At 67.4% G+C, this 15,830-nt stretch carries 12 protein-coding genes; 9 read left to right on the forward strand and 3 right to left on the reverse strand.

Annotation, left to right across the window (positions count from 1 at the left end; translation table 11 throughout):
- Nucleotides 1-114 precede the first annotated feature (114 nt).
- The 5 genes from thrC (at nucleotide 115) to purF (ending at nucleotide 7,549) form a co-directional block, all read left to right on the forward strand.
- On the forward strand, nucleotides 115-1,173 hold the full coding sequence (gene thrC, locus WH5701_RS12180; protein ID WP_037981392.1) for a threonine synthase: 1,059 nt from the start codon (nucleotides 115-117) through the stop codon (nucleotides 1,171-1,173).
- Between the two features lie 468 nt (nucleotides 1,174-1,641).
- Nucleotides 1,642-2,784 (forward strand): DNA polymerase III subunit beta, encoded by a 1,143-nt coding sequence (gene dnaN / locus WH5701_RS12185; protein ID WP_006172721.1) that lies wholly within the window; start codon nucleotides 1,642-1,644, stop codon nucleotides 2,782-2,784.
- 4 nt (nucleotides 2,785-2,788) lie between these two features.
- The gene (locus WH5701_RS12190) at nucleotides 2,789-3,601 is read left to right on the forward strand and encodes a hypothetical protein (RefSeq protein ID WP_006172722.1); all 813 of its coding nucleotides are present in this window, start codon (nucleotides 2,789-2,791) and stop codon (nucleotides 3,599-3,601) included.
- Nucleotides 3,602-3,666: 65 nt separating this feature from the next.
- A complete protein-coding gene (gene purL / locus WH5701_RS12195) occupies nucleotides 3,667-6,042 on the forward strand; it encodes a phosphoribosylformylglycinamidine synthase subunit PurL (protein ID WP_006172723.1) in 2,376 nt (791 codons plus the stop codon).
- Between the two features lie 76 nt (nucleotides 6,043-6,118).
- Complete coding sequence (gene purF, locus WH5701_RS12200; RefSeq protein WP_006172724.1) at nucleotides 6,119-7,549, forward strand: amidophosphoribosyltransferase; 1,431 nt, start codon at nucleotides 6,119-6,121, stop codon at nucleotides 7,547-7,549.
- Nucleotides 7,550-7,559: 10 nt separating this feature from the next.
- On the opposite strand, the gene WH5701_RS12205 is transcribed toward purF, so the two are convergent.
- The 3 genes from WH5701_RS12205 to queG all read right to left on the reverse strand — a co-directional run bounded on the left by WH5701_RS12205 (nucleotide 7,560) and on the right by queG (nucleotide 12,026).
- Nucleotides 7,560-10,022 carry a DNA topoisomerase (ATP-hydrolyzing) subunit A gene (locus WH5701_RS12205; RefSeq protein ID WP_006172725.1) on the reverse strand — a complete coding sequence of 821 codons (2,463 nt, stop codon included), beginning with the start codon at nucleotides 10,020-10,022 and terminating at the stop codon, nucleotides 7,560-7,562.
- A 76-nt stretch (nucleotides 10,023-10,098) separates the two neighbouring features.
- On the reverse strand, nucleotides 10,099-11,001 hold the full coding sequence (locus tag WH5701_RS12210; protein ID WP_006172726.1) for a tetratricopeptide repeat protein: 903 nt from the start codon (nucleotides 10,999-11,001) through the stop codon (nucleotides 10,099-10,101).
- A 26-nt stretch (nucleotides 11,002-11,027) separates the two neighbouring features.
- Nucleotides 11,028-12,026: a tRNA epoxyqueuosine(34) reductase QueG gene (queG, locus tag WH5701_RS12215; protein WP_006172727.1), complete on the reverse strand. Its 999-nt coding sequence runs from the start codon at nucleotides 12,024-12,026 to the stop codon at nucleotides 11,028-11,030.
- A gap of 31 nt (nucleotides 12,027-12,057) precedes the next feature.
- On the opposite strand from queG, the gene WH5701_RS12220 reads away from it, so the two are divergent.
- The 4 genes from WH5701_RS12220 (at nucleotide 12,058) to ftsY (ending at nucleotide 15,800) form a co-directional block, all read left to right on the forward strand.
- A complete protein-coding gene (locus WH5701_RS12220) occupies nucleotides 12,058-12,705 on the forward strand; it encodes an HpsJ family protein (RefSeq protein WP_006172728.1) in 648 nt (215 codons plus the stop codon).
- 93 nt (nucleotides 12,706-12,798) lie between these two features.
- On the forward strand, nucleotides 12,799-13,551 hold the full coding sequence (locus tag WH5701_RS12225) for a DUF502 domain-containing protein (RefSeq protein WP_037981065.1): 753 nt from the start codon (nucleotides 12,799-12,801) through the stop codon (nucleotides 13,549-13,551).
- A 29-nt stretch (nucleotides 13,552-13,580) separates the two neighbouring features.
- Nucleotides 13,581-14,195 carry a transcription antitermination factor NusB gene (gene nusB, locus WH5701_RS12230; RefSeq protein WP_006172730.1) on the forward strand — a complete coding sequence of 205 codons (615 nt, stop codon included), beginning with the start codon at nucleotides 13,581-13,583 and terminating at the stop codon, nucleotides 14,193-14,195.
- A 6-nt stretch (nucleotides 14,196-14,201) separates the two neighbouring features.
- Nucleotides 14,202-15,800 (forward strand): signal recognition particle-docking protein FtsY, encoded by a 1,599-nt coding sequence (gene ftsY, locus WH5701_RS12235; RefSeq protein ID WP_006172731.1) that lies wholly within the window; start codon nucleotides 14,202-14,204, stop codon nucleotides 15,798-15,800.
- Nucleotides 15,801-15,830: the final 30 nt, after the last annotated feature.

Genomic DNA, 15,830 nt, shown 5'->3' on the forward strand with positions numbered 1-15,830 from the left:
CCAGGGCATGGTTCCGGGGCTGCTGGGGACTCGGCGCGTAGATTCATCTCAGCCTGACCGCCTGCCGACGTGCCCCTGCTTTCAGCTCTTCGGCGACTGGGCCAGCAGCCAACGATGCAGGACTGGCCGGGGCTGATCGAGGCCTACCGGCGCTGGTTGCCGGTGAGTGAGGCCACGCCGGTGATCACCCTGCGGGAAGGCGCGACTCCCCTGATCCCAGCGCCGGCCGTGGCGTCACGGCTGGGCCGGGGCATCAAGGTGTTTCTCAAATATGACGGCCTCAACCCCACCGGCAGCTTCAAGGACCGGGGGATGACGATGGCGGTGAGCAAGGCGAGGGAAGCCGGCGCCGAGGCCGTGATCTGCGCCAGCACCGGCAACACCAGTGCGGCAGCCGCCGCCTATGCCCGCCGCGGTGGCATGCGCGCCTTCGTGCTGATCCCCGACGGCTACGTGGCCCAGGGCAAGCTCGCCCAGGCCCTCGTGTATGGCGCTGAGGTGCTGGCGGTGAAGGGGAACTTCGATCGTGCCCTGGCCATCGTGCGAGAGGTGGCTGACACCTATCCGGTCACGTTGGTGAATTCGCTCAACCCCTATCGGCTGCAGGGGCAGAAGACCGCCGCCTTCGAGGTGGTGGATGCCCTCGGTGACGCCCCCGACTGGCTCTGCATCCCCATGGGCAACGCCGGCAACATCAGTGCCTACTGGATGGGCTTTCAGGAGTACCGACAGGCGGGCCACAGCCGGCGTCTTCCCCGGATGATGGGCTTCCAGGCCAGTGGCTCGGCGCCTCTGGTGCTGGGTCACACCGTGGAGCAACCCGACACGATTGCCACGGCGATCCGCATCGGCAATCCCGCCAACCGCGAGAAGGCGCTCGCCGTGCGTGAGCAGAGCGGCGGCAGCTTCCACGCCGTCACCGACCAGGACATTCTCGAGGCCTATCAGTTGCTCGGCCGGGAGGAAGGTGTGTTCTGCGAACCGGCCAGCGCCGCCTCTGTGGCGGGGCTGCTGCAGCAGGCCGAGCAGGTGCCCGCCGGCGCCACGGTGGTCTGCGTGCTCACAGGCAACGGTCTGAAGGATCCCAACACCGCCATCGACAACTGCGATGGGGCCTTCCATGCCGGCCTGGCCCCTGAGGTGGATGTGGTGGCCAAGGTGATGGGCTTCTAAGCCCGACAGACAAGCTGGACCCAACAACCCAGTGAGCCCCATGCCGGAACCTCCGGTGTGGGGCTTTTCGCTGGGGTGTCAGTGCGCAAAGCGTCCACGGGAAAAACAGCCCCAGCACGGGGAGAACAGGGGCAAATAGAGCACCCCTGAGTTGCTCACGTTTTCCCCAGATCCGGGAAAGAGTGGAAAACCTTGATTTCAGTCATCATTCCGCCAGGCGTTCCTCAGTTCAGATTCAAAAAAATCCAGATCGGAACTGAGCTGTAGAAGTTTTCCGCGTTTTCCCCAGCCCCTACGACTACGGATTGGATTTATTTTCTTCTTGATCAATCAAAAACCAGTAACAGGATTGGGGAATAGGCAGGGGGAAAGCGGATCGAGCAGGCTTGTGCTCGTTGCGCTTGGCTCAGTGGTGTGGAAGCGTGGTGGGGCCCTTGGCGGGCTTGTCCTCTCTGGAGTCATGTCGCGATGAAGCTGGTCTGCTCTCAGGCGGAACTGAGCGCCAGCCTTCAGCTGGTCAGTCGTGCCGTGGCTTCACGCCCCACTCACCCAGTGCTGGCCAACGTGCTGCTCACCGCCGATGCCGGCACTGGCCGGCTCAGCCTCACCGGCTTCGATCTCAGCCTCGGCATCCAGACCAGCCTGCCCGCGTCCGTGGAGAGCAGCGGCACGATCACCCTGCCTTCGCGCCTCTTCGGTGAGATCGTGGCGCGGCTCTCCAGCGACAGCCCGATCAGCCTGAGCTGTGAGGAAGGCCAGGAGCAGGTGGAGATCACCAGCCGCTCCGGCAGCTACCAGATGCGCGGACTCTCCGCCGAGGACTTTCCCGATCTGCCCCTCGTTCAGACCGGAACTCCCCTTCGCCTGCAACCGGACGCCCTGGTGAAGGGGCTGCGGGCCACCTTGTTTGCCAGCAGCGGCGATGAGGCCAAGCAGTTGCTCACCGGCGTCCACCTCGGCCTGGCCGATCAGGATCTGGAGTGCGCCGCCACGGACGGGCACCGCCTCTCGGTGCTCCGCCTCGAAAAGGCCTTCTCCGGCGCCGAGGACGGCAGTGAGCCCTTCGCGGTCACGGTGCCGGCCCGTTCCCTGCGGGAACTGGAGCGGTTGCTCTCCGCCTGCAGCAGTGACGACCCGGTGAGCCTGTACTGCGACCGCGGGCAGGTGGTGTTTCTCTGGGCCGACCAGGTGCTCACCAGCCGCAGCCTTGATGGCACCTACCCCAATTACCGGCAGCTGATCCCCGATCGCTTCAGCCGAACCCTGGAACTCGATCGCCGTGGCTTCGTGCAGGCCCTCGAGCGGGTGGCGGTGCTGGCGGACCAGCACAACAACGTCGTCAAGCTCAGCAGTGATCCCGCTAGCGGACAGCTGCACATCAGCGCCGATGCCCAGGACGTGGGCAGTGGTTCCGAAGATCTGCCGGCGGTGATCAGTGGTGATCCGATCGAGATCGCCTTCAACGTCCGCTACATGCTCGATGGACTCAAGGCGATGACCCCCGAGCGGGTGGAGTTGCGCTGCAACGCACCCACAACCCCTGCGGTGCTGACCTCCGCGCAGGATCCCACCTTCACTTACCTGGTGATGCCCGTTCAGATCCGCAGCTGAGGCCGTGACCCTCCCCGAGCAACTGCTGCTCAGCGACCTGCTGCGGCGCCGGGTGCGCTGCAACCAGGGCATTGACCATGGCGCTGGTCTGCAGGGCTGGATGCACCCGCCTGTGCACCGCCTGCTGGGCTGGGTGAGCAGGCCTTCGGCCTTCGGAGCCCGCCGGCTGGTGTGGAGGCTCAATCAGCTGCGCGGGCTCACCGACCAGGAAGCTCTGGTGCAAGGGGATCCCGCAGACACCGACCCCGCCACCCTGGAGCGCTTGCCCACCCTCTTCGAAGCAGCCCTGCTCGGGAGCGACAACCAACTGCTGGGTGTGATTGCCGACGCCAACGTGGAGTTGCGCAGCGGCCGCATCCTCGACTACCTGGTGGCCCGCAGCGATCCGCGTCTGCCCGGCAGCAGCCGTTGGCTGCTCTCACCCGAGCGCATCGTCGATCAGCAGCCCGGGCAGGTGATGACCGCGCTACAGGGCCTCGATGATCTCCCCCTGGCCCGCGCCAGTGTGCGTCAGGAATTTCTGCGGCGCTCCCGCCGTTGGCGGGAGCAGTTCGAGGAGGTGGGCGGGCGCTTTGAGGAGCGGCTGGAGGGCTGGCTGGAGGAGCCGCCCTGGCAGGAGCCTGATCCCCTCGACCCCGAAGCCCGCCTGGAGGATCCCCCCCTCAACCGGCTCGACGAGCAGGAAGACTGGGATGACCCGGAGGCCTGGGGGGAGCCCGTAAGGGAGGTTTCGGCCCAGCCACGGCGCCGGGCAGCGCGAAACCGGCCACAGCCCCACGAGGCCGATCCGCTCGAGCCGGACGATCCTTGGATCTGAACCCACCCAGGCGGCGGGCCGGGGCCACGGGCTCGGCCACACTGGAGCTCTGATGAGTCCCTGCTGTGGTTGCCACACCCTCCTTTCCGGTCGCCGAGGCCCTGCGCCAGGAGGGCCTCAGCCAGGCTGATTACGAGGAGATCCGCCGCCGGCTCGGTCGTGACCCCAACCGCGCCGAGCTGGGCATGTTCGGGGTGATGTGGTCGGAGCATTGCTGCTACCGCAACTCCAGGCCACTGCTGCAGGGCTTCCCCACCACCGGCCCTCGCATCCTGGTGGGCCCCGGCGAGAATGCCGGCGTGGTGGACCTGGGCGAGGGCCAGAGGCTCGCCTTCAAGATCGAAAGCCACAACCATCCCTCCGCCGTGGAGCCCTTCCAGGGGGCGGCCACCGGAGTGGGAGGCATCCTGCGCGACATCTTCACGATGGGTGCCCGGCCGATCGCCCTGCTCAACGCCCTGCGCTTTGGTCCCCTGGAAGACGAGCGCAACGTGGGCCTGATGGAGGGCGTGGTGGCCGGCATCGCCCACTACGGCAACTGTGTGGGGGTGCCCACCGTGGGCGGTGAGGTGGCTTTCGACCCCAGTTATTCCGGCAACCCCCTGGTGAACGCCATGGCCCTGGGGCTGATGGAAACCGAGGAGATCGTCTGCTCCGGGGCTGTGGGGGTGGGCAATCCGGTGGTGTACGTGGGCAGCACCACCGGCCGCGACGGCATGGGCGGCGCCAGCTTTGCCTCGGCCGAGCTGAGTGCGGCATCCCTCGATGACCGCCCGGCTGTGCAGGTGGGCGACCCCTTCCTGGAGAAGGGGCTGATTGAGGCCTGCCTTGAGGCGTTTCAGAGTGGTGATGTGCTCGCGGCTCAGGACATGGGAGCCGCGGGCCTCACCTGCAGCTGCTCGGAGATGGCCGCCAAGGGGGGGCTGGGCATCGAGCTCGATCTCGACCGGGTGCCGGCCCGGGAGAGCGGCATGAGCGCCTACGAGTTCCTGCTCAGCGAGTCGCAGGAGCGGATGCTGTTCGTGGTCAAACCGGGTTGCGAGGAGGCCCTGATGGCACGCTTCCGCCGTTGGGGTCTGCAGGCTGCTGTTGTCGGCCGTGTGCTGGCCGACAACGTGGTGCGGGTGCTCCAGGGAGGCTTGGTGGCGGCGGAGGTGCCCGCCAGCGCCCTCGCCGATGACACCCCGATCAACCACCATGAGCTGATCAGTGAACCTCCGGCCGCCATCCAGGCGCACTGGCGCTGGAGCGAGGCCGACCTGCCCGCCGCCGCCGCTGAGGGCATCACACCGGCAGGCGGACCACTGGCGGGCCAGGCCCTGGGTTGGGGTGCCGTGCTCCTGCGCCTGCTCGATGACCCCACCATTGCCAGCAAGCGCTGGGTCTATCGCCAGTACGACCACCAGGTGCAGGCCAACTCGGTGATGCCCCCCGGTGGCGCCGATGCGGCCGTGGTGCGCCTGCGGCCCCAGCGGGGCGAGGGCGCCATGGAGGCCGCCAGTCGCGGCGTGGCCGCCACTGTCGACTGCCCCAACCGCTGGGTGGCCCTGGATCCAGAGCGGGGGGCGGCGGCGGCGGTGGCCGAAGCTGCCCGCAACCTCAGCTGCGTCGGGGCTGAACCCCTTGCAGTCACCGACAACCTCAACTTCCCCTCCCCGGAGACCCCCACCGGCTACTGGCAGCTGGCCATGGCCTGCCGTGGTCTGTCGGAGGCCTGCCGGGCACTCGACACTCCCGTTACCGGCGGCAACGTCTCCCTGTACAACGAAACCAGGCGGCCCGATGGCAGCCTGCAGCCGATCCATCCCACTCCCGTGGTGGGGATGGTGGGACTCGTTCACGACCTCGATCACGTCACCGGCCTGGGCTGGCAGGCTCCGGGCGATCACCTCTGGCTGCTGGGGGTGCCCCTGGCCGGTAGCGACGTCGATGGGCGGCTGGCTCTGGCCGCCTCCAGTTATCTGGAGAGTGTCCATGGTCTGGCCACGGGCCGGCCGCCGCTGACCGACCTGAAGCTCGAGCGGACAGTGCAATCCCTGCTGCGTCAGGCGATCACGGCGGGCCTGGTGGCCTCCGCCCACGATCTCAGCGACGGGGGCCTGGCGGTGGCGGCTGCCGAGGCCTGCATCGCCTCCGGCCTCGGTGCCGCTCTGGAGCTTCCCGCCGATGCGGGCCGTCTGGATCGCTTGCTCTTCGCCGAAGGGGGCGCCAGGGTGCTGGTGTCGCTCCGACCAGCTCAGGAGCAGGCCTGGCAGGAGCTGCTGGCGGTGCAGCAGGCTGTGGGGCCGCAAGCACTGGCCACGCCGATCGGTCGGGTGGGTGAGGCCGGCACAGCCCTGAGCTTCGAGCAGAACGGCACTGTCCTGCTGGCCCTGGAGGTGGAGGAGCTGCGCACGAGCTACGAGAACGCTCTGCCGCGCCGGCTGGCCGCAACCGGCTGAGGCACAATGCAAAGGTAAAAGAAAGGTGAACGGGCCTGTGGCAAGCGCGCACCCCACGCCGGAACGGCCCGACCGGATGGAAGAGGCCTGTGGGGTCTTTGCCGTGTACGCCCCTGGCCAGCAAGTGGCCAACCTCACCTACTTCGGCCTCTACGCCCTGCAGCACCGGGGTCAGGAATCGGCCGGCATCGCTGTGTTCAACGGCGACAAGGTGCGGCTGCACAAGGACATGGGCCTGGTGAGCCAGGTCTTTGATCAGGACGTGCTCGAGCGCATGCCCGGTGATCTGGCCGTGGGCCACAACCGCTATTCCACCACCGGCAGCAGTCGGGTCTGCAACGCCCAGCCGGTGGTGTTGATGACCCGCCTCGGCCCCTTTGCGCTGGCCCACAACGGCAATCTCGTCAACGTCGAGGATCTGCGCCAGTCGGTGCAGGCCAGTGAGATCCAGTTCACCTCCACCACGGATTCAGAACTGATTGCCTTTGCCCTGCAACACGCTGTGGACGGGGGGCTGGGCTGGGAGGAGGCGATCCGCGACGCGGCCGGCCGCTGCCGCGGGGCCTTCAGCCTGGCGATCGGCACGCCCGATGGGCTGTTCGCCCTGCGTGATGGCCATGGGGTGCGGCCCCTGGTGTTCGGCCACCTCGGCGACAAGCACCAGGGCCAGTGGGTGGTCAGCAGTGAAACCTGTGGACTCGACATCATCGGCGCCGCCTACGACGGTGACGTGGGCCCGGGTGAGCTGATCCGCTTCAGCGCCGGTGATCCGCTGCCGGCCCGCCAGCGCTGGTGCGACGAGCCCACCAAGCTCTGCGTGTTCGAGATGATCTACTTCGCCCGGCCTGACAGCCGCTTCTTCGGCGAGTCGCTTTACAGCTACCGCCACCGCATCGGTGAGGTGCTGGCGCGGGAAACTGCTGTGGAAGCCGACATCGTGATCGGCGTCCCCGATTCCGGCATTCCCGCCGCCATCGGTTTTTCCAAGGCCAGCGGCATTCCCTTTGCCGATGGTCTGATCAAAAACCGCTACGTGGGCCGTACCTTCATCCAACCCACCCAGGCGATGCGGGAGGCGGGCATTCGCGTCAAGCTCAACCCCCTGCCGGATGTGCTCTCCGGCAAGAGGGTGGTGGTGATCGACGATTCGATTGTGCGGGGCACCACCAGCCGCAAGTTGGTGATCGCCCTGCGTGAGGCCGGTGCGACCGAGGTGCACATGCGCATCAGCTCACCGCCGGTCACCCACCCCTGCTTCTACGGCATCGACACCGACAACCAGGACCAGCTGATTGCTGCGCGCCTCAATCTCCAGGAGATCACCGATCATCTCCAGGTTGATTCCCTGGCCTATCTCAGCAAGGAGGGCATGCTCGAGGCTGCCCACGACAACGCCTCTCATTTCTGCACCGCTTGCTTCGACGGCAACTATCCGATCGAGATGGACGATTCCGTGCGGTCCAGCAAGTTGATGCTCGAGCCCACGGGTCTGGCGGCCAGGGTCTGACTTGAGCTCCTCAGCTGAGCAAGGGCACCAGCTCCAGCACGGTTTCACCGGCTGAACAGGTCCAGAGTGGTTCTTTCGGTCCCTCCTCGCCAGTGCTGAGCTGCAGGTCGGCCACTGCCAGACGCAGGCTTCGGCCTGTGGAGAACCTCAGGCCCATGACGGCGGCGCTGCCTGCCTGCAGATCGACCAATTCATCCTCCCGCTGGCGGAAGCGCAGACCGATCTGACCCAGGTCGCCACGCTCGCAGCGGCGCAGGCCCTCCACCTCCAGCCGCTTCAGCTGGCTGTGGCGGCTGACCAGCAGCACATCGCTCCCCGGATCGACGCAGGCCGCCCCCACCACGCTTTCGCCGGGCAGCAGGCGCAACAGCATCGGTCCCTGGGCGGCCTTGCCCATCAGCGGCAGGGTGTCGTCATTCACCGCCAGTCTGAGCAGACGGCCTGTGGTGCTGGCCACCACCAGGTCCTGACCGTCCGTGCAGGGCACGACCCGGCGAAGTTGCACGCCGTCCTTGAGCTTCAGCACGGTGGCAGCCCGGCCGGAAAGTTCGCTGAATGCCTCGATCGGCAGCCGTTTGAAGCGGCCATCGCTGCTGAGCAGACCCAGAGTTCCCGTGGGTTTCTGCGGCAGGGGCAGCACCTCCACGATCGGATCACCCAGCAGACCCTCGGGCAGAAACTTCTCGAGCGAACCGGGCTGCTGGGCGGCGAATTCCCAGCGCAGCATGGCCACCCGGCCACTGGCGCTGAAGGCCAGCAGGGAGGGCTTCTCGGCTACCGGCAGGATCAGGCGCGCCGGGGAGGGATGTTCCCCCAGCGGCGCCGCTTCATCGAGGTGCAGCCGACCCAGTGCCTGGGGTGACACGATCCGTACCACTCCGTCGGCCTGGATCAGCAGCCGTCCATCCCCCGGCAGGGCCTCGAGGGCCTGCTGTCGTTGCAGTTCGGTGTTGGGCCGCACCGCTGCCGCCCGCTGGGCCACCAGGTCGTCCCCGCCGGCCACCAGCCGGGTGCGGCGGGGGGTGGAGTAGCGCTTTTTGAGGGCCTTGAGTTCGGCCACCATGGACTCGAGCAGGGCCGCTCGATCGTCGAGCAGGTGGCGCAGCCGCTCCCGCTCCTCCATCAGCTCCACCGACTCCTTGCGCAGCCCGTCCTGCTCCAGGCTTGTGAGCCGCCGCAGGGGCATCGCCAGCACGGCATCGGCCTGGCGTTCGCTCAGATCGAAGTGCACCTGCAGGCTGGCTCTGGCGCTGGCGGCGTCGCTGGCCGCCTGGATCCGCTCAATCACTTCCGGCAGAGCATCGAGGGCGCGGATCAGGCCTTCCACCACCTCCAGCCGGTCTTCGGTGCGCCGCAGGGCGTGGCTGGTGCGGCGGATCAGGGTGTGTTCCCGGTACTCCAGAAAGTGGTTGAGCAACTGGCGCAGGCTGAGCTGCTGGGGCTGCCCGTTCACCAGGGCGAGCAGGATGGCGCCGAAATTGCTCTGCAGGGAGGTGCGCCGTTGCAGGTCGGTGAGCACCTTGCTGGCCTCGGTGTCACGGCGCAGCTCGATCACCACCCGCATCCCCTCGCGGTCGCTCTCGTCGCGGATGTCGGCGATCCCGCCGATCTTGCCGTCGTTCACCTGATCGGCGAGCTTCTCGATCCAGCCGGCCTTGCTCAGTTGATAGGGCAACTCGGTGATCACCACGGCACTGCGCCGATGTCGGCCCTTGCCAGGCTGCACCTCCTCGATGTGGGCAATGCCACGCATCGGGATGCTGCCGCGCCCCTGCAGATAGGTGTCGCGCACGCCGCTGCCCACCAGCACCTCGCCGCCAGTGGGGAAGTCGGGCCCGGGCACCAGCTCCAGCAACTTCTCGTCGCTCAGCTCCGGCTTGCGGATCAGGGCAATCAGAGCCTCCACCACCTCGCCCAGGTTGTGGGGGGGGATGCTGGTGGCCATGCCCACGGCGATGCCCGAGCAACCGTTGAGCAGCAGGAATGGCAGCTGGGCCGGCAGCACGGTGGGTTCCTGCTGGGAGCCGTCGAAGTTGGAGGTGAAATCGACCGTGTCGCTGCCGATCTCATCAAGCAGCGCCTGGTGCGCGATCGGCGCGAGACGGGTTTCGGTGTAGCGCATGGCCGCCGGCGGGTCATCGTCGACCGAGCCGAAGTTGCCGTGACCATCCAGCAGCGGATGGCGGCTGGCGAAGGTCTGCACCTGGCGTACCAGTGCGTCGTAGACCGCCTGGTCGCCATGGGGGTGGTACTTCCCGAGCACATCACCCACCACCCGGGCGCACTTGCGGTAAGGCCGGTCCGGGGTCAGCCCCAGTTCATGCATCGCGAACAGGATGCGGCGCTGGACGGGCTTGAGACCATCACGCACATCGGGAAGGGCGCGGCCCACGATCACGCTCATCGCGTACTCGAGGTACGAACGCTGCATCTCCTGATGCAGGGCGATGGGCTGGACGCGCTCCTCGGCCATCCGGTTCTGGGGTCTGAGGGCGGAAGGCGCTCAGCCTACAGATCCTCTCAGGTGAGGCCCCACCCAGCTTCCGGCTTCACTCCTCCCCGGAGTCTTCCCCATCGCTACTGCCGGTGGCGTTGGCATTGGCCCGGTCGGTGTCGGCCTTGATCGCCGGGTTCTCGAGCAGGACGCGGGTGCTGTTGCGCAGCCGTGGACCCCAGAGTTGCTCCTTCTGGTAGGCCTCCAGCACGTAGTTGGGTTCGATCGCCAGGGCCTGGCTGGCCATCTCCAGGGCTTTCTGCTGATCGCCCGGCCGGGCATTCAGTGCGGCGGCCAGGGCAAGCATGGGTTCAGCGGCCTTGGGGTTGATCTCCAGGGCCCGGCGCCAGCGCCGGATCGCGTCGTCGCTGCGGCCGAGCTCATAAAGGACCAGGCCCTGGTTGTTGATCGCCTCCCAGAAATCCTTGCGCAGGCCCGAGGCCCGCTCAAACGACCCCAGGGCCGCCTGGGGATTGTTCAGCAGCAGGTGGGCGTTGCCCAGGTCGAAGTGGGCACCGGGATTCTTGCCGTCGAACTTCAGACCGGTTTCCAGCAGACCGATGGCCTGGCCGGGCTGACCATCCCGCAGGGCCAGGGAGCCTTCCGCGAACCAGATGCCGGGGTTGCGCGGATCGAGCTGCTTGGCGCGCGCCAGGGACTGGCCGGCGGCCTTGATCTGGTTGCTGCGCAGCTGCGCTTCCGCCAGCAGCACCCAGCCGCGGGGATCGTTGGGCAGCAGTTGCACCGTCAGGCCTGCCAGCCGGGCCGCGTCATCGGCCTGGCCCAGCCTCAGCAGGCGCGTGGCTGCCTGGGCGATGCCCAGCCCCGCCGCCTCCAGCTCCTCCCCCTTGGGCACATACACGTAGGGAACCAGGGCCTGTGCCGAGGCAGCCGGTCCGATTGCCAGGGTCAGGGCCAGCGGAGCCGTCGCCAGAAAGTTGAACCAGCGCGGAGCCATTCCAGCCGATCGATCCAGGGTCCAGCCTAGGGGTCCGCTTCTGGGGTCCCGGCCTGGGCCGACCGCAGATTGCGCCGCCACATCCAGGGCTTGATCCGCCGCAGGGCGGAACCCCGCAGTCGCTCATCCCAGTCGGCATCACTCCAGCCGAGGGCCTCGCCGGCGTGCAGGTTCAGCAACCAGTCCCTGGGTTGCAGCTCGGGATCCTCCGAGCTGGGCAGTGGCTGCTGGTTCCAGGGGCAGACGTCCTGGCAGATGTCGCAGCCGGCCACCCAGGGACCCATGGCCGCCACCATGGCGTCGGGAAGGGTGTCGTCCCGGTTCTCAATCGTGTGATAAGCCAGGCAGCGGTTGGCATCCACCACAAAGGGCTCGCTGATGGCGCCGGTGGGGCAGGCCTCGATGCAGCGGCTGCAGCGGCCGCAGAGAGGTTCAGATGCAGCGTCACCAGGAAGATCGGCCGTGGTGAGCAGATGGCCGATCAGCATCCACGACCCCCGGCGGGGGTGGATCAGGTTGCCGTTCTTGCCGATCCAGCCCAGACCCGCCTGCTCGGCCCAGGCCTTGTCCAGCAGGGGGGCGCTGTCGACGCAGGCCCGCCAGCCCACCCCAGGACACTGCTCCTCCAGCCAGCGCCCCAGCCGGCGCAGACGTCCATTGATCACCCGGTGATAGTCCCTGCCCCAGCCGTAGCGAGCGACGGCCAGGCTGCCCGGCGCTCGACTGGTGGCCACGTGATAGTTCAGGCCCACCGCCAGCAGGCTGCGCACGCCGGGCAGCAGGCTGGTGACCTGGCGGCGGCGTGGATCGTTCATCCAGGCCATGCCGGCCTGGTGACCGGCCTCCAGCCAGCGCTCCAGCGCCGCAGTGCGCAGGGGGATCCGCCCATCTCCTGGCAAGGCGGCCAGGCCCACCGGTTCGAAGCCCAACGCCCTGGCCTGGGCCTTGAGCGCGATCGCCAGGTCCTGGGGGCGGTGCTCCGAGCCGGCCGGAGCGACCGGTTGCTGGGGATGGCCTGATCTCACCCGTACAGTTGCCTTTGATTGCCATCCTGCTGTGACTTCTGCCTCAACCAGCCGTCTTGGCTATCTGCTGCGCTGGCTCGGCCTCACCCTCGTCGTGCTGCTGGGGCTGCAGCTGGCGGCGGTGGTTTCCGCCTGGAGCTGGCAGGAGGAGGCGTTCCGCCAGATGGTGATCGAGCGTCTGATCACCCAGTCGCCGATGGCGCTGGTGGGCCTGCTGCTGGCTCTGTTCGGCTCCCGCCTCGACCAGACCGACCCCCGCTCCCCCCTGCATTGGCTGGTGGCGGCCCTGGCGGCCCTCCTCGCCATTGGCCTGGCGGTGTCGGTGCCGGTGGCGATCAGTGGCGATGGCGTGCTGACTGCCAAGACCGAGCAGACCCTGACCGCTCAGCGCAGTCAGCTCGAGATGGCCAAACAGCAGAGCCAGAATCCCCAGGTGCTGGAGCAACTGGTGCGCCAGGCTGAGCAGTCGGGCCAGGTGCCGCCCCAGGCCACCGAGGAACAGAAGCAACAGGCGGCTCGTGGCTTCATCGACCGCCAGCTGCAGCAGATGGAACAGCAGTTCAAGGAAGCCGAGCGGGCTCAGGGTCTGGCGGTGAATCAACGCCGCTATGCCGGCACCGGCTCGGCCGCAGTGCTGGCCGTGGCCTTCACCCTGCTGGCTCTGGCCGCGTTGCTCTGAAATCCCTCGGAACAACCCCGGAAGCTGCTCCACCCCCAGACGGCTGGCTAGGTTGCTCACAGCAATCCGAACACCGGACAACCGGAACCATCCTTGGTGCAGTCGAGCCCCAGACCTGATCAACCCTTGGGGACCCGGTTGCAGCAGGACCTCAAGAATGATCTGATCGCCGGTCTGCTGGTGGTCATTCCCCTGGCCACCACCATCTGGCTGGCGACCACGGTGAGCCGCTTCGTGCTCGCCTTTCTCACCTCGATTCCCAAGCAATTCAATCCCTTCAATACCCTCAATCCACTCCTGCAGGAGTTGATCAATCTGGGGGTGGGTTTGCTGGTACCTCTGCTGGGAATTCTGCTGATCGGCCTGATGGCCCGCAACATCGTCGGGCGTTGGTTGCTCGATTTTGGGGAGGGAACCCTCCAGCGCATTCCACTCGCCGGCTCGGTCTACAAGACCCTCAAGCAACTGCTTGAAACGATCTTCCGAGATAATTCCACCCGCTTCCGCCGGGTCGTGCTGGTGGAATATCCACGTAAGGGCTTGTTCGCCCTCGGGTTTGTCACCGGGGTTCTTGGCAATGTGATGCAGGGGGGGTTCGATCAGCCGATGCTGAGCGTCTTCATTCCCACGGCTCCCAACCCCACCACCGGCTGGTACGCCGTTGTGCCGGAGACCGCGGTCCGTGACCTGGACCTCTCTGTGGAGGATGCGTTCCGCACGATCATCTCCGCGGGGATCGTCAGCCCTGATGATGAGCGTGAAACCCCGGCCAGCCGCAGCTTCTCCAGTCTGCTTGCCCAGTTGCGTGCTCCCGTCTTCTCCTCTGTTCCCCCCAACAAGCCCTGATCCGCGGCCTGCCACCCTCGCCCCACCCGATGCCGAGTCGATCCATCTCCAGAGAACTGGCCCTGCTGATGCTGGGCCAGGTCAGTGACCGCGTACCACCGGCCGACCTGCCGCTCGAGAGTCTTCTGCAGCAGGCTCTGGCCAGCCTGGCCCAGCATGTGCGCGAGGCGCTCGACAATGCCGAGCTCGATCTGCAGCAGGCGCAACAGCAACTGCTCGACAGCGAACTGATCGATGGGGCCGACCAGATGCCCCGGGTTCGGGATCATCTCCAGCGGGGTCTGACCCATGCCGAGCAGGCGCTCAATCGTCTCTCGGCCAGCCTGGAGTTACCACGTCTGCTGATGCTTGCCGACCAGAGCGAGATCCGCGAGGGGGCGATCGCCCGCACCCGAGCCGTGCTCCAGGACCGCGATGCGCTCGATTCACGGCTCGATGCCGTGATGGAAGGCTGGCGCCTCGGCCGCCTGCCCCGCATCGACCGCGACATCCTGCGGCTGGCGGCCGTGGATCTCCACACCTTCGGAACGCCGGCCCCGGTGGCCTGCAACGAGGCCGTGGAGCTGGCCAACCGCTACAGCGATGATCAGGGCCGCCGGATGATCAACGGGATCCTGCGCCGTCTCACCACCTCCGTCTCCTGAGCAAGCATGGTCTTCGACTGGTTCCGGCGGCGTCCCACCACCACCGAGCCGGCGGCTGAGCCTGCGGCGGCCAAGGAGGCTGGCGAAGACAAGGCCGATGGCAGCGCCGCCGGCGTGTCAGAGGCGCCACTTCCACCCGCTTCGGTCGGTGAACCCGTCCCGGAGCCGGCACCCCAAGCGCCAGCCCCGGCCCCCGCTGTCGATCAGGACGCCCTGGACTGGGCCCGTCAGGCCTATGCCCGCCTCAAGGCTGAGCAGGAGCGCAGCCAGCCAGTCGCCGAAGCCCAGGTACCTGAACCAACGCCTGAACCCGTTGAGGCGGCAGCGCCTCAACCAGAACCTGTTGCCGCTGCGGAGCCGGAGAAGTCCTCCGAGGCGACTCCTCCAGAGGTTCAGGCCACACCAGCAGAGTCAGCCAGCACATCTGAGCGACCTCCAGCCCTGGAGTCGCCCAGCCCCGCCGGCCCCTCCCTGCTGGAGCTGGCCGCGGCCAGCCGTGCCGAGCGCCAGCAGACCGTGCTCGCCCCCAGCACCGACCCGCCGCCCAAGGGCGAGCCGACTGCCCCCTCGAGTGAGGAGGCCAGCCCACAGCTGGGGTCCTTTGATGCCGACTTCACCTGGTCCGCCGAGGTGCTCGCGGCCCAGGGCCGACGTGCCGATCAGGTCTCGCTCGAGGAGATTGACTGGCTCAGCCGCCTGCGTCGCGGCATGGAGAAGACCCGACGCGGCCTGGTCACCCAACTGCTCGACAGCCTGGGCGACGATCCCCTCACCCCGGAGGTGCTCGACGATCTGGAAACCACCCTGCTGCGTGCCGATGTGGGCGTGCAGGCCACCGACCACGTGCTCGAGGCTCTGCGCAGGCGCCTGAACGAAGAGGTGGTGGAGCCGGCCGAGGGTCTTCGCTTTCTCAAGGAGCAGCTGCGCGGGCTGCTCGAGACGCCGATCGAAGCCAGCGGTGAGCTTCTGCTGGCCCCCCAGCGGGACCGACTCAATGTCTGGTTGCTGGTGGGGGTGAATGGTGTCGGCAAAACCACCACCCTGGGCAAACTGGCCAATCTGGCGGTGCGCAGCGGCTACAGCTGCCTGATCGCAGCCGCCGACACCTTCCGCGCCGCCGCCGTGCAGCAGGTCACTGTCTGGGGCGAGCGCAGCGGCGTGCCGGTGATCGCCAACCCCAGTGCCAATGCCGATCCGGCAGCCGTGGTCTACGACGCCATCGGCGCGGCCCACTCCAAGGGAATCGAACTGGTGCTGGTGGACACGGCCGGCCGGCTGCAGACCAAGAACAACCTGATGGAGGAACTCAGCAAGGTGCGGCGCATCGTCGACAAGCTGGCCCCGGAGGCGGTTGTGGAATCCCTGCTGGTGCTTGATGCCAGTCAGGGGCAGAACGGCCTGCGCCAGGCGATGGCCTTCGCCAGTGCCGCCGGTCTTACAGGGGTTGTGCTCACCAAGCTCGATGGCAGCGCCCGGGGTGGTGTGGCCCTGGCGGTGGCCTCCGAAGCCGGCTTGCCGATTCGTTTCATCGGTGCCGGCGAGGGCATCCGCGACCTCAGGCCGTTCAACAGCTTTGAGTTCGTCGAAGCCCTGCTCTCCAGCTGAGCTGCTCGAACTGGGGAACCCTGCTAGCGT

This window comes from Synechococcus sp. WH 5701, assembly GCF_000153045.1.
Classification (GTDB): domain Bacteria; phylum Cyanobacteriota; class Cyanobacteriia; order PCC-6307; family Cyanobiaceae; genus Regnicoccus_A; species Regnicoccus_A antarcticus.

Bases quoted from the DNA above. Each gene is read 5' to 3' on its own strand.
- thrC (WP_037981392.1), top strand. From the start codon at position 115: ATGCAGGACTGGCCGGGGCTGATCGAGGCCTACCGGCGCTGGTTGCCG.
- dnaN (WP_006172721.1), top strand. From the start codon at position 1,642: ATGAAGCTGGTCTGCTCTCAGGCGGAACTGAGCGCCAGCCTTCAGCTG.
- purF (WP_006172724.1), top strand. From the start codon at position 6,119: ATGGAAGAGGCCTGTGGGGTCTTTGCCGTGTACGCCCCTGGCCAGCAA.
- WH5701_RS12205 (WP_006172725.1), bottom strand. From the start codon at position 10,022: ATGGCCGAGGAGCGCGTCCAGCCCATCGCCCTGCATCAGGAGATGCAG.
- WH5701_RS12210 (WP_006172726.1), bottom strand. From the start codon at position 11,001: ATGGCTCCGCGCTGGTTCAACTTTCTGGCGACGGCTCCGCTGGCCCTG.
- nusB (WP_006172730.1), top strand. From the start codon at position 13,581: ATGCCGAGTCGATCCATCTCCAGAGAACTGGCCCTGCTGATGCTGGGC.
- ftsY (WP_006172731.1), top strand. From the start codon at position 14,202: ATGGTCTTCGACTGGTTCCGGCGGCGTCCCACCACCACCGAGCCGGCG.